Origin of the sequence: Streptomyces sp. NRRL F-6492, from assembly GCF_001280125.1 — a bacterium.
Lineage (GTDB): Bacteria > Actinomycetota > Actinomycetes > Streptomycetales > Streptomycetaceae > Streptomyces.
On sequence record NZ_LGEG01000030.1, the window covers coordinates 1 to 13,090 of the forward strand.

Annotated in this window: 9 protein-coding genes and 1 pseudogene; 5 read left to right on the forward strand and 5 right to left on the reverse strand. The window is 73.2% G+C overall.

Annotated elements, in window-relative coordinates; genetic code table 11:
- Positions 1 to 90, forward strand: a pseudogene (locus tag ADL08_RS37905) (VOC family protein); the annotation flags it as partial.
- Positions 91 to 190: 100 nt separating this feature from the next.
- On the opposite strand, the gene ADL08_RS05025 reads toward ADL08_RS37905, so the two are convergent.
- A complete protein-coding gene (locus ADL08_RS05025) occupies positions 191 to 2,698 on the reverse strand; it encodes an MMPL family transporter (RefSeq protein WP_234352001.1) in 2,508 nt (835 codons plus the stop codon).
- 405 nt (positions 2,699 to 3,103) lie between these two features.
- Here ADL08_RS05025 and ADL08_RS05030 point away from each other — a divergent pair, with 405 nt between their 5' ends.
- The 3 genes from ADL08_RS05030 to ADL08_RS05040 all read left to right on the forward strand — a co-directional run bounded on the left by ADL08_RS05030 (position 3,104) and on the right by ADL08_RS05040 (position 6,335).
- Entirely contained in the window at positions 3,104 to 3,781 is a 678-nt protein-coding gene (locus ADL08_RS05030) for a TetR/AcrR family transcriptional regulator (RefSeq protein WP_053640819.1), read from the forward strand.
- Between the two features lie 49 nt (positions 3,782 to 3,830).
- Complete coding sequence (locus ADL08_RS05035; RefSeq protein ID WP_053640820.1) at positions 3,831 to 4,055, forward strand: heavy-metal-associated domain-containing protein; 225 nt, start codon at positions 3,831 to 3,833, stop codon at positions 4,053 to 4,055.
- A 72-nt stretch (positions 4,056 to 4,127) separates the two neighbouring features.
- A complete protein-coding gene (locus ADL08_RS05040; RefSeq protein WP_078967946.1) occupies positions 4,128 to 6,335 on the forward strand; it encodes a heavy metal translocating P-type ATPase in 2,208 nt (735 codons plus the stop codon).
- 382 nt (positions 6,336 to 6,717) lie between these two features.
- Here ADL08_RS05040 and ADL08_RS05045 read toward each other — a convergent pair whose 3' ends face one another.
- Complete coding sequence (locus tag ADL08_RS05045) at positions 6,718 to 8,007, reverse strand: citrate synthase (RefSeq protein WP_053640822.1); 1,290 nt, start codon at positions 8,005 to 8,007, stop codon at positions 6,718 to 6,720.
- 179 nt (positions 8,008 to 8,186) lie between these two features.
- Complete coding sequence (locus tag ADL08_RS05050; protein ID WP_053640823.1) at positions 8,187 to 10,412, reverse strand: ATP-dependent RecD-like DNA helicase; 2,226 nt, start codon at positions 10,410 to 10,412, stop codon at positions 8,187 to 8,189.
- Between the two features lie 101 nt (positions 10,413 to 10,513).
- Between ADL08_RS05050 and ADL08_RS05055 the strand changes: the two genes are divergently transcribed.
- On the forward strand, positions 10,514 to 10,978 hold the full coding sequence (locus ADL08_RS05055) for a DUF937 domain-containing protein (protein WP_053640824.1): 465 nt from the start codon (positions 10,514 to 10,516) through the stop codon (positions 10,976 to 10,978).
- 17 nt (positions 10,979 to 10,995) lie between these two features.
- Here ADL08_RS05055 and ADL08_RS05060 read toward each other — a convergent pair whose 3' ends face one another.
- Positions 10,996 to 11,769 carry a sugar phosphate isomerase/epimerase family protein gene (locus ADL08_RS05060; RefSeq protein ID WP_053640827.1) on the reverse strand — a complete coding sequence of 258 codons (774 nt, stop codon included), beginning with the start codon at positions 11,767 to 11,769 and terminating at the stop codon, positions 10,996 to 10,998.
- Positions 11,770 to 11,795: 26 nt separating this feature from the next.
- A complete protein-coding gene (locus ADL08_RS05065; protein WP_053640825.1) occupies positions 11,796 to 12,947 on the reverse strand; it encodes a dihydrodipicolinate synthase family protein in 1,152 nt (383 codons plus the stop codon).
- Between the last annotated feature and the right edge of the window lie 143 nt (positions 12,948 to 13,090).

The window sequence follows — 13,090 nt, forward strand, 5'->3', positions numbered from 1 at the left end:
GCCGTGTCCTTCTACCGCGACGCCCTCGGCTTCGAGGTCCGCGGCGACGTCGGGCAGGGGAACATGCGCTGGATCACGGTCGGCCCGGCCGCCGCCGCTCCGAGCGACACGGGGACGACACCTGCGACGAGGGCCGTCGCCAGAACCAGAACCGTACGCGTGGATGCCACGAATCCCCCAGGAGTTCTTCTCAACCGCGCAGCGAAGTGGGTTCTCGCCACTTCCGGGACGTCTCTTCGACATCCGGACTCCCCGGAAGGTTGTATCCGGGCGGCGGGCCGCCCCCGTCCGACTCGCTGACGCCGAAGCGGTCGTGGAAGCGGCGCAGTGGTCCCGGGGCCCACCAGGTGAGGCGGCCGGTCAGCTTCATCACGGAGGGGACGAGGAGGCTGCGGACCACCATCGCGTCCATGAGGACGGCGAGGGCGACCCCGAGGCCGAGCATCTTGGTGTTGGTGACGCGGGCGGTGCCGATGGCGACCATGACGACGGCGAGGATGACGGCGGCGGCCGTGATCAGGCCGCCGGTGCGGCTCAGGCCGAAGCGGACGGAGTGCTCGTGGTCGCCGGTGGCGTCGTACTCCTCCTTGATCCGGGAGAGCAGGAACACCCCGTAGTCCATGGAGAGTCCGAAGGCCACGCAGAACATGAGCACGGGCAGGGTGGTCTCGATGTCGCCGGTGGGGGTGAAGCCGAGGAACCCGGCGAGGTGCCCGTCCTGGAAGACCCAGACGACGGCGCCGAACATGGCGGTGAGGCTCAGGGCGTTGAGGACGACGGCCTGGACCGGGACGAGGACGCTTCCGGTGAGCAGGAAGACCAGGAGCAGGGTGACGAGGACGACGATCCCCGCCGCCAGGGGCAGCCGCTCGGCTATGGCGTCCTTGGAGTCGACCAGGACGGCGGCCGGACCGGTGACGGAGGTGTCGAACGGCGCCTCGGCGGCGCGCAGTTCGCCGACGATCCGCTGGGCTCCGGTGCCGACGGCCTCGCCGTCGGGCACGACGGTGAAGTAGGCGCGGGCGGAGTCGCCGCCGCCCGCGGTGACCGGCCCGTCGGCCCGGCCGACGCCGTCGAGGACCTCGATCCGCTCGCGGTAGGCCTCGTACTGGGCGGGGGTGGCCGGCCCCTCCGCGAGGACGGTGATCCCGCCGCCGGGGCTGCCGGGGAAGCCGTCCCGCAGCTCGTCCTGGACGACCCGGGAGGAGGCGGTGACGGGGAGCTGGCGGTCGTCGGCGGTGCCGAACCTCACGCCGAGGAAGGGCAGTCCGAGGAGGACGAGGCCGGCGGTGGTGAGGACGGCGAAGACGGGCGCCCTGCGCATCACCAGGCCGGCGGCGCGCGCCCAGCCCGTGCCGGAGGCGCCCTCGCGGGGCTCCCGGCCGCGCCGGAACGGGCGCCGCAGGTCGAGGGCGTCGACCCGGTGGCCCAGCAGCACGAGGGCCGCCGGGAGCAGGGTGAGCGCGGCGGTGGCGGCGAGCAGGACGACCGCGATCCCGGCGTACGCGAAGGAGCGCAGGAAGTACTGCGGGAAGACCAGCATCGCGGCGAGCGAGACGGCGACGGTCAGGGCGGAGAAGAGCACGGTCCGGCCCGCCGTGCGCAGGGTGGTGCGGACGGCGGCGTGGACGTCGGCGCCGGCGGCGAGCTCCTCGCGGTAGCGGCGGACGACGAACAGCGCGTAGTCGATGGCGAGTCCGAGGCCGAGCGCGGTGGTCAGGTTCTGCGCGAAGACGGAGACGTCGGTGAACTCGGTGAGGCCGCGCAGGATCGCGTTGGTGCCGAGGATGGCGACGATGCCGACGCCGAGGGGCAGCAGGGCGGCGACGGCGCTGCCGAAGACCATGACGAGCAGGACGAGGGTGAGGGGCAGGGCGATGAGCTCGGCCCGCAGCAGGTCCTCCTCGATGAGGGTCTGCATCTCGTGCCGGACGGCGAGCTCGCCGCCGAGCGAGACCTCCACGGGGCCGTGGACGCCCCGGTAGGCGGGGGCGATCCGGTCGAGGACGGCCGCGGCCTCCTTCTCCTCGCCGGTGATCCGGGCGGCGATCACGGCCTTGCGGCCGTCCTCGGAGCGGAGGGCGGGCGAGCCGGTGGACCAGTAGGAGCCGACGCCCTCGACGTCCGGCTCGGCGTCGAGCCGGGCGGCGATCCGCCGGGCCTCGGCGGCGACGGCCGGGGCGTCGGTCCCGGCCGTGCCGGAGTCGACGAGGAGGAGCAGGTTCGGCCGGGAGCCGGGGAAGTGCCGTTCGAGTTCCCCGGCCGCTCGCATGGACTCGGCGGCCGGGTCCTCCCAGCCGCCGCTGCCCATGCGGTCGGCGACCCCGCCGCCGGCCAGGACGGCGAGGGCGGTGAGCACGAGGGCCACGAGCAGGGTGACCCGGGGCCGCGCGGTCACGAACCGCGTCCATCCCCCGCCGCGTGGCCCGGATCCGGGCCCGGACGCCTTGCCGCCCCCGGCCCGGGAGCTGGAGCCGGGCGTCTTGCCGTTCCCCGCCCGGGACTCGGAGCCGGCTGCCTTGCCGTTCTTGGCCCGAGCCCCGGAACCGGACGCCTCGCCGCTCCCACCGCCGGGACCGGAAGCGGACGCCTTGCCGCCCCCGGCCCGGGAGCTGGAGCCGGGCGCCTTGCCGTTCCCCGCCCGGGACTCGGAGCCGGGCGCCTTGCCGCTCCCCGCCCGGGACTCGGAGCCGGGCATCTCGCCGCTCCCGCCACGGAAGCCGGGACCGGACGCCCCGCCGTCCCCGGCCCGAACCCCGGAACCGGAGCCGGAACCGGACGCCTCGCCGCTCCCGCCACGGGAGCCGGAGGCGGGCGTCTCGCCGCTCCCGGCCCGGGGCCCGGCAGTCGGCCCCCCGGTGCTCCTCGACCCGCCCCCACCTGCGGCTTCTCCCCCGCCGTCGGCCCCGTCGGGTGCTGTTTTCTTGACTTCGGCCATGACGAGGTGTCCCCTTCACCTGACCCGTGCGCACACGCTTCCCGGCAGGACGCGCGGGTCACCCATTGCCATAGACTGGCAAACACGAGCGATCACTCGCGTTTCCCAAGAATGCGAGCGACCACTCGTGTTTGTCAAACGGGTTGAGGAGAGCTGGGGACGGCCATGTCCGAAGAACCGAAGCCGCGCCGCCGCCAGGCGCGGGGCGAGCGCCGCATCGCGCAGTTGCTGGAGGCCGCCGCGAACGTCTTCTGCGCGAGCGGCTACACGGCGACCAGCACCAACGCGATCGCCCGCGAGGCGCACGTCTCGCCCGGCACGCTCTACCAGTACTTCCCGAACAAGGAGGCCATCGCGATCGAGCTGGGCGAGCGCCTCCTGCACGACATGCGGGAGGCCCACGGCCAGGCGTTCACGGCGGAGAACCTCGCCCTGCCGCTGCCCGGACTGCTGGACGCGGTCGTGGACCCGCTGATCGAGTTCAACTGCGCCAACCCCGCCTTCCTCGCCCTGATGCACGGCTCCGACGTCCCCGGCCGGATCGCCGAGGAGCACGACGAGCTGCACGCGACCCTGCTCACCCGGGTGGAGGAGGTGATCGGCCACTACGCGCCCGCGCTGTCCGCCGCCGACCGGAGCCGGACCGCGGGGATGGCCTTCGCCGCCTTCAAGGGGGGCCTGGACCTCGTCCTCGCCGCACCCGAGGGGCCCGAGCGGGACGCCACGGTCGCCGAGCTGAAGACGCTCCTCCTGCGCTACCTCTCCCCCCTGGTCGAGGAGTCGGCCGCCGCGTCCCCCGCCGTCGCGACACGGCCCGGCGCAAGTGGAATTCATACCCCCTAGGGGTATAAACTCGGCCCCGTACGGCTCCGAACCCCACGAGGAGAACGCCATGACCGCAGAGGCGCAGACCGAACTCACCACCGTCTACCAGGTCAAGGGCATGACCTGCGGGCACTGCGAGGGCGCCGTCTCCGGCGAGATCTCCGGGCTCCCCGGCGTCACCTCCGTCACGGCCGCCGCCAAGACCGGCGAGGTCACCGTCGTCTCCGCGGCCCCGCTCGACCGCGAGGCCGTGCGCGCCGCCGTGGACGAGGCCGGTTACGAACTGGTCTGACCGCCGGCCCGCCGGCACCCCGCGGGGTCGTACCGTTACCGGGTACGGCCCCGCTCCCGTTTGGAACCGCTGATGACGTCCACGATCACCGAACTGACGATCGGTGGCATGACCTGCGCCTCCTGCGCCGCCCGCGTCGAGAGGAAGCTCAACCGGATGGACGGGGTGACCGCGACGGTCAACTACGCCACCGAGAAGGCGCGGGTCGAACACCCGTCGGACCTCCCGGTCGACGCGCTGATCGCCACCGTCGTCAGGACCGGCTACACCGCCGAGGAGCCCCCGGCGCCGGAGCCCGACCCCGTACAGGAGGTCCCCGGGGATCCCGGGACGGCCTCCCTCCGGCAGCGGCTGACCGTCTCCGCCGTCCTCTCCGCGCCCGTGGTGCTGCTCGCGATGGTCCCCTCGCTCCAGTTCGACCACTGGCAGTGGCTCTCGCTCACCCTCGCCTCCCCCGTCGTCGTCTGGGGCGGGCTGCCCTTCCACCGGGCCGCCTGGACCAACCTCCGGCACGGCGCCGCCACCATGGACACCCTCGTCTCGGTCGGCACCCTCGCCGCCTTCGGCTGGTCGCTGTGGGCCCTCTTCCTCGGCGACGCCGGCATGACCGGCATGCGGCACGGCTTCGACCTCACCGCGGACCGCTCGGACGGCTCCTCCGCGATCTATCTGGAGGTCGCGGCCGGGGTCGTCGCCTTCATCCTGCTCGGGCGCTACCTGGAGGCCCGCGCCAAGCGGAAGGCGGGCGCCGCGCTGCGGGCCCTGATGGAGCTCGGCGCCAAGGACGTGGCCGTCCTCAGGGGCGGTGCGGAGGTGCGGATCCCGGTCGCCGGACTGCGGGTCGGGGACCTCTTCGCCGTACGCCCCGGGGAGAAGATCGCCACCGACGGCACCGTGACCGAGGGCGCGTCGGCGGTCGACGCCTCCCTGCTCACCGGGGAGTCGCTGCCCCTCGACGTCGTCCCGGGCTCGGCCGTGACCGGCGGCTGCGTCAACGTCTCGGGCCGGCTGGTCGTGGAGGCGACCCGGGTCGGCGCCGACACGCAGCTCGCCCGGACGGCGAGGCTGGTCGAGGAGGCCCAGAACGGCAAGGCCGCCGTGCAGCGGCTCGCCGACCGGGTCTCGGCCGTCTTCGTGCCGGTGGTGCTGCTGATCGCGCTCGGCACCCTCGTGGGGTGGCTCCTGGCGACGGACGACCCGACGGCCGCGTTCACGGCCGCCGTCGCCGTCCTGATCATCGCCTGTCCCTGCGCCCTGGGCCTCGCGACCCCGACCGCGCTCCTGGTCGGCACCGGCCGGGGCGCCCGGCTCGGCATCCTGATCAAGGGCCCGGAGGTCCTGGAGTCCACCCGCCGGATCGACACGGTCGTCCTCGACAAGACGGGCACGGTCACCACCGGCCGCATGCGCCTCACCGGAGTCCGGGTGTACGGCGGGACGTACGGCACCGAGGGCGCCGACGAGGACGAGCTGCTGCGGCTCGCGGGCGCCCTGGAGCACTCCTCCGAGCACCCGGTGGCCCGCGCGGTCGCGGACGCCGCCGCCGAGCGGTGCGGCCCGCTGCCCGTGCCGAAGACCTTCGAGAACGTCCCCGGGCTCGGGGTGCGCGGCTCGGTCGAGGGACGCCTCGTCGTCGTCGGCCGCGCCGCCCTGCTCGCGGCGGAGGGGGTCGAGGTGCCCGCGGCCGCCGAGCCCGGCGCCGTCCACGTCGCCTGGGACGGGGTGGCCCGGGGCACCCTGACCGTCGCCGACACCGTCAAGGACACCAGCGCCGAGGCGGTCGCCCGGCTGCGCGCCCTGGGGCTGCGCCCGATACTGCTGACCGGGGACCACCGGGCGGTGGCGGAGGCCGTGGCGGACGAGGTGGGCATCGACGAGGTGATCGCCGAGGTGCTGCCCGAGGGGAAGGCGGAGGTGATCCGGCGGCTCCGGGGCGAGGGGCGGACGGTCGCCATGGTCGGGGACGGGGTGAACGACGCCGCCGCGCTCGCCACCGCCGACCTGGGCCTGGCGATGGGCACGGGCACGGACGCGGCCATCGAGGCGGCCGACCTGACCCTGGTCCGGGGCGACCTGCGGGTCGCGGCGGACGCCGTCCGGCTCTCCCGGCGGACCCTGGCCACGATCAGGGGGAACCTCGGCTGGGCCTTCGGCTACAACGTGGCCGCGCTGCCGCTCGCGGCGGCCGGACTGCTCAATCCGATGATCGCGGGGCTCGCGATGGCCTTTTCGTCCGTGTTCGTCGTGTCCAACAGCCTGCGACTCCGGCGGTTCACGTGAGTTCACCTACACGTGATGCACAGGACCTTCACATCGAGACCTAGATCACAGATATTGTGGGGTAACCATCTGGGCTGTTCGTGAGTCTAAGTGGGCGATGCCGAGAACGTCTTGGGGGACGTTCATGGGATGTCTTGGGGGACGTCCCAGGCAAGCGTTGGCCGGGGGACGTGCACCGGGGAGCTTTGAGCGGCCCTCCCGTACGTACCCCGGCAGACCGCGTCGCGCCCGATCCGCGCAGCCACCGGCTGTCGCCGGCAGACGCCCGGCCCGGATCCCGTGGGGGGAATCCGCACCGGGGATATGGGAAGCGCCCCGCTCGCCGACCCGTGGGGGGATCGGGGAGCGGGGCGCTTCTCGCTTTCCGGGAGGCCGGTGCGGCTCAGCGGGCCTCGACGGGGACGAAGTCGCGCAGGACCTCGCCCGTGTAGATCTGGCGCGGGCGGCCGATGCGGGAACCCGGCTCCTTGATCATCTCGTGCCACTGGGCGATCCAGCCGGGAAGGCGGCCGAGCGCGAAGAGCACGGTGAACATCTCGGTCGGGAAGCCCATGGCGCGGTAGATCAGACCCGTGTAGAAGTCCACGTTCGGGTAGAGGTTGCGCGAGACGAAGTAGTCGTCGGAGAGCGCGTGCTCCTCCAGCTTGAGCGCGATGTCCAGCAGCTCGTCGGACTTGCCGAGCGCGGAGAGGACGTCGTGCGCCGCCGCCTTGATGATCTTGGCGCGCGGGTCGAAGGACTTGTACACCCGGTGGCCGAAGCCCATCAGGCGGACGCCGTCCTCCTTGTTCTTCACCTTGCGGATGAAGGAGTCGACGTCGCCGCCGTTGGCCTTGATGCCCTCCAGCATCTCCAGGACCGACTGGTTGGCGCCGCCGTGCAGCGGGCCCCAGAGGGCGGAGATGCCGGCGGAGATCGAGGCGAACATGTTCGCCTGCGAGGAGCCGACCAGGCGCACGGTGGAGGTCGAGCAGTTCTGCTCGTGGTCCGCGTGCAGGATGAACAGCTTGTCCAGCGCCGAGACGACGACCGGGTCGAGCTCGTACTCCTGCGCCGGGACCGAGAAGGTCATGCGCAGGAAGTTCTCGACGTACCCGAGGTCGTTGCGCGGGTAGACGAACGGGTGACCGATCGACTTCTTGTACGCGTACGCCGCGATCGTCGGCAGCTTGGCGAGCAGCCGGATCGTGGAGAGGTGCCGCTGCTCCTCGTCGAACGGGTTGTGGCTGTCCTGGTAGAAGGTGGACAGCGCGGAGACCACCGAGGACAGCATCGCCATCGGGTGGGCGTCCCGCGGGAAGCCGCGGAAGAAGTTCTTGACGTCCTCGTGGACCAGCGTGTGCTGCGTGATCTCGTTCTTGAAGGTCGCGAGCTCGTCGACCTTGGGCAGCTCACCGTTGATCAGCAGGTACGCCACCTCAAGGAAGGTGGAGCGCTCGGCCAGCTGCTCGATGGGGTAGCCGCGGTACCGCAGAATGCCCTGCTCACCGTCGAGGTAGGTGATCGCGGATTTGTAGGCGGCGGTGTTGCCGTATCCGCTGTCCAGGGTGACCAGACCGGTCTGGGCTCGGAGTTTACCGATGTCGAAGCCCTTGTCACCGACGGTGCTCTCGACCACCGGGTAGGTGTGTTCACCGTCCGCGTACCGCAGTACTACAGAGTTGTCGCTCACGTCATCCCTCACCGACGTAGTGCCTCTTCTTCGAGGTGCCCTGACTGTCTCTACCATCCCCCATTTGGCTCAGGAGAGTGCACTCGGGGTCGACCATTGGGCCAATTGGAGGCACTCAGTGCCGCCAACCTTCATATCCTGCCCCCTTCGCCCCGGTTCCGGTACCCCTCCGTGATCTTTCACACGAGGGCGGGCCCTGTGAGCCGATGGGCGAGTGCGGTAAAGCGGCGGCCGGCCGAGACCGTGCGCACCGCCTGGGCGATGGCCCGGCGGGAGCCGACCAGGACGACCAGCTTCCGGGCCCGGGTCACGGCCGTGTAGAGCAGGTTGCGCTGGAGCATCATCCAGGCACTCATGGTCACCGGGATCACCACCGCCGGGTACTCGCTGCCCTGCGAGCGGTGGATGGTGACCGCGTACGCGTGGGCGAGTTCGTCCAGCTCGTCGAAGTCGTACGGCACCTCCTCGTCCTCGTCCGTGCGCACGGTCAGCCGCTGCTCGACGGGGTCCAGGGCGGTGACGACGCCGACGGTGCCGTTGAAGACGCCGTTGGCCCCCTTGTCGTAGTTGTTCCTGATCTGGGTGACCTTGTCGCCGACGCGGAAGACCCGGCCGCCGAACCGCTTCTCCGGGAGGTCGGGGCGGGCCGGGGTGATGGCCTGCTGGAGCAGGCCGTTGAGCGCGCCCGCGCCCGCCGGGCCCCGGTGCATCGGGGCGAGGACCTGCACGTCCCGGCGCGGATCGAGGCCGAACTTGGCCGGAATGCGGCGGGCCGCGACCTCCACGGCGACCCGGGCCGCGTCCTCGGTCTCCTCCTCGGCGAAGAGGAAGAAGTCCGGCAGGCCATCGGTGCGCGGGGGCGTGCCGGCGTTGATCCGGTGCGCGTTGGTGACCACGCCGGACTGCTGGGCCTGCCGGAAGATCCGGGTCAGCCGGACCGCCGGCACCGGGCTGCCCGGGGCGAGCAGGTCGCCGAGGACCTCGCCCGCGCCGACCGAGGGGAGCTGGTCCACGTCCCCCACGAGCAGCAGGTGGGCGCCGGGGGCCACCGCCTTCACCAGTTTGTTCGCCAGGAGCAGGTCCAGCATGGAGGCCTCGTCGACGACGACCAGGTCGGCGTCCAGGGGCCGGTCCCGGTCGTAGGCGGCGTCCCCGCCGGGCTTGAGCTCCAGGAGCCGGTGGACGGTGGAGGCCTCGGCGCCGGTCAGCTCCGCGAGCCGCTTGGCGGCCCGGCCGGTGGGGGCGGCGAGCACCACCCTGGCCTTCTTGGCGCGGGCCAGCTCCACGATGGACCGGACGGTGAAGGACTTGCCGCAGCCGGGGCCGCCGGTGAGGACCGCGACCTTGCGGGTGAGGGCGAGCCGCACGGCCTCCTCCTGCTCGGGCGCGAGGGAGGCGCCGGTGCGGGTGGCGAGCCAGGCCAGGGCCTTGTCCCAGGGCACGTCCCGGAAGGCCGGCATCCGGTCCTCCTCGGCCCGCAGCAGCCGCCGGAGCTGCCCGGCGAGGGACAGCTCGGCCCGGTGGAACGGGATCAGGTACACGGCGGTGACGGGCGTCCCCTCCGGCCCCGGCACGGTCTCCCGCACGACCCCCTCGGGGTCCTCGGCCAGCTCGCCCAGGCACTCGATGACGAGCCCGGTGTCGACCTGGAGCAGCTTCACCGCGTCCGCGATCAGCCGCTCCTCGGGGAGGAAGCAGTGCCCCTGGTCGCTGGACTGCGACAGGGCGTACTGGAGGCCGGCCTTCACCCGGTCGGGGCTGTCGTGCGGGATGCCGACGGACTGCGCGATCCGGTCGGCGGTGAGGAAGCCGATGCCCCACACGTCGGAGGCGAGCCGGTAGGGCTGGTTCCGCACCACGGAGATGGAGGCGTCCCCGTACTGCTTGTAGATCCGGACCGCGATGGAGGTGGAGACGCCGACCTCCTGGAGGAAGACCATCACCTCCTTGATCGCCTTCTGCTCCTCCCAGGCGGCGGTGATGTTCCTGGTCCGCTTGGGGCCGAGCCCCGGGACCTCGATCAGCCGCCCCGGGGCCTCTTCGAGGACGTCGAGGGTGTCGAGCCCGAAGTGCCGGGTGATGCGGTCGGCGAAGACGGGGCCGATGCCCTTGACCAGGCCCGAGCCGAGGTAGCGGCGGATGCCCTGGATGGTGGCGGGCAGGACGGTCGTGTAGTTCTCGACGGTGAACTGCTTCCCGTACTGCGGGTGGGAGCCCCAGCGGCCCTCCATCCGCAGCGACTCCCCCGGCTGGGCGCCGAGCAGCGCGCCGACGACCGTGAGGAGGTCACCGGCCCCGCGCCCGGTGTCGACCCGGGCGACCGTGTAGCCCGTCTCCTCGTTGGCGTAGGTGATCCGCTCCAGGACCCCTTCGACCACTGCCGGACCGCGACCCTCGTTGGACATGTGTCGACCGTAGCGAAGGGGTCGGACAGCACGGGGGCGGGCCTGTGGAGAACCTGCGGTTCCGGATGCCGGGGAACCGGGCGAACCGTAGCGTTTCCGGCATGAGTGAACCTTCCTTCCAGGACGACGTCCTGAACGAGCTGGGCGCCGACCGGCTCCACGAGATCGCCGGGCTCCTCGGTACGGACGCGGCCGGGGCCCAGGAGGTCGTGGGCAGTTCGGTGGCGGAGCTCTCCGGCGGGCTGCGGCAGGCCGCCGCCGAGCCCGGCAGCGCGGACGAGGTGCGCGCCGCCGTCGACGAGGTCGCCTCCCCCGCACCGCCCCTCCAGGGCGTCGCCGCCCTCGGCGGCCTGGTGGGCGGCGGTCTGATGGCCGGGGTGCTCGCCAGGCTGGCGAAGCCGGCGGCGAACGCCGTCGCGAAGCGCACCGGCATCCCGCCGGCCACGGCGGACCGCGCGGTCGAGCTCCTCGTCCCCGTCGTCCTCGCGGCCCTCACCAGGCGCGCCGCGAGGAAGGGCGGCGCGGGAGGCGGCCTCGGGGACCTGCTGGGCGGCCCGAGGAAGTAGCGCCGGGAAGCGGGACCTCAGACCTCCAGGAAGCGTGCCAGCGTCTCCTCCAGGACCTCGGCCCCGTCCCGGGCCCACAGGGCGTCGTTGAAGATCTCCACCTCCACCGGTCCCGTGTAGCCGGCCTTCTCCAGGAGGTCGGCCCAGGCCCGGAGGTCGATCGCGCCCGTGCCCAGCTGGCCGCGGCCGTCGAGGACCCCGGCCGGGAGGGGGGTGGTCCAGTCGGCGAGCTGGAAGGAGTGGACGCGGCCGGCCGCGGCCGCGCGTTCCACCGCCGCCGGGGCCCGGTCGTCCCACCAGAGGTGGTACGTGTCGACCACCACGCCCACCTGCTCGGCGGGGAAGCGTTCCGCGATGTCCAGGGCCTGGTCGAGGGTGGAGACGGCGCAGCGGTCGGAGGCGTACATCGGGTGGAGCGGTTCGACGGCCAGGCGGACGCCGCGCTCCCCCGCGTACGGGGCGAGTTCGCCGATCGCCCCGGCGATGCGGGCGCGGGCGGCGGGGAGGTCCGGGAAGGCGGGGGTGAGGCCGCCGGAGACCAGGACCAGGGTGTCGGTGCCGAGGGCCGCCGCCTCGTCGACCGCCGCGCGGTTGGACGCGAGCCAGTCGTCCGAGGTGAAGAAGCCGCCCCGGCAGAGGGTGGTGACCTCCAGGCCCGCCTCCCGTACGAGCCGGGCCGCCGCCTCCACCCCGTACTCCCGGACGGGTTCGCGCCACAGGCCGACGCCCCGGATGCCCAGGCGGACGCAGTGGGAGACGAGGTCGGGCAGCGGGAGCTGCCGGACCGTCATCTGGTTGACGGAGAAGCGCTCGGGGTTCACCGCGGGACCCCGTGGACCGCGAGGAGGGACCGCATGCGGGACTCGGCCAGGGCCGGGTCGGGGAACAGGCCGAGTCCGTCGGCCAGTTCGTACGCGCGCGCGAGGTGCGGGAGGGAGCGGGCGGACTGGAGGCCGCCGACCATCGTGAAGTGGTCCTGGTGGCCGGCCAGCCAGGCGAGGAGGACGACTCCCGTCTTGTAGTAGCGGGTGGGGGGCCGGAAGAGGTGGCGGGAGAGCTCCACCGTGGGGTCCAGGAGCCTGCGGAAGCCCGCCGCGTCGCCCGTGTCGAGGAGGCGGACCGCCTCGGCCGCCAGCGGGCCCAGCGGGTCGAAGATCCCGAGCAGGGCGTGGCTGAAGCCCCGGTCGTCGCCCTCGATCAGCTCCGGGTAGTGGAAGTCGTCGCCCGTGTAGCAGCGGACGCCCTCGGGGAGGCGGCGGCGCAGGTCGGTCTCGCGCCGGGCGTCCAGGAGGGAGACCTTGACGCCGTCGACCTTGTCCGGGTGGGCCGCGATCACGTCGAGGAAGGTCTCCGTCGCCGCGTCCAGGTCGGTCGAGCCCCAGTAGCCGTCGAGCGCCGGGTCGAACATCGGGCCGAGCCAGTGGAGGATCACCGGCTCGCCCGCCTGGCGCAGGAGGTGGCCGTAGGCGTCGAGGTAGTCGTCGGGGCCGGTGGCGGTGGCCGCGAGGGCGCGGGAGGCCATCAGGATCGCCTGCGCGCCCGCCTCCTCGACGACCGCGAGCTGCTCCTCGTACGCGGCGCGGATCTCGGGGAGGGTGCCGTGCGCGAGCTGGTCGGTGCCCGCGCCGCAGGCGATCCGGCCGCCGACGGCCCTCGCCTCGGCGGCCGAGCGCCGGATCAGTTCGGCCGCGCCCGTCCAGTCGAGGCCCATGCCGCGCTGGGCGGTGTCCATGGCCTCGGCGACCCCGAGGCCGTGGGACCAGAGGTGGCGGCGGAAGGCGAGGGTGGCGTCCCAGTCGACGGCGGCGGGGCCGTCGGGGGTGGTGTCGGCGTACGGGTCGGCGACGACGTGCGCGGCGGAGAAGACGGTGCGGGAGGCCGGGGGGCCGGCCGGGACGAGCGCCAGGGGCTCGGTGCGGGGCTCGTACGCCCGCAGACCGCCGCCGGGGGCGGGCAGACGGATCGTCACGGGGTCGCCTCCGGGGCGTCGGGGTGGTGGAGCGTCACGGGGTCGCCTCCGGGGCGTCGGGGTGGTGGAGCGTCACGGGGTCCTCCGAGACGTCGGCGCGGCGGCGCGGCGAGGAGCCGGGGGCGCGGCGGGGAGCCGGGGGC

What these genes read in the sequence shown, in the direction of transcription:
- ADL08_RS05025 (WP_234352001.1), bottom strand. Translation starts at nt 2,698, where the DNA reads ATGCCCGGCTCCGAGTCCCGGGCGGGGAGCGGCAAGGCGCCCGGCTCC.
- ADL08_RS05030 (WP_053640819.1), top strand. Translation starts at nt 3,104, where the DNA reads ATGTCCGAAGAACCGAAGCCGCGCCGCCGCCAGGCGCGGGGCGAGCGC.
- ADL08_RS05035 (WP_053640820.1), top strand. Translation starts at nt 3,831, where the DNA reads ATGACCGCAGAGGCGCAGACCGAACTCACCACCGTCTACCAGGTCAAG.
- ADL08_RS05040 (WP_078967946.1), top strand. Translation starts at nt 4,128, where the DNA reads ATGACGTCCACGATCACCGAACTGACGATCGGTGGCATGACCTGCGCC.
- ADL08_RS05050 (WP_053640823.1), bottom strand. Translation starts at nt 10,412, where the DNA reads ATGTCCAACGAGGGTCGCGGTCCGGCAGTGGTCGAAGGGGTCCTGGAG.
- ADL08_RS05055 (WP_053640824.1), top strand. Translation starts at nt 10,514, where the DNA reads ATGAGTGAACCTTCCTTCCAGGACGACGTCCTGAACGAGCTGGGCGCC.
- ADL08_RS05060 (WP_053640827.1), bottom strand. Translation starts at nt 11,769, where the DNA reads ATGACGGTCCGGCAGCTCCCGCTGCCCGACCTCGTCTCCCACTGCGTC.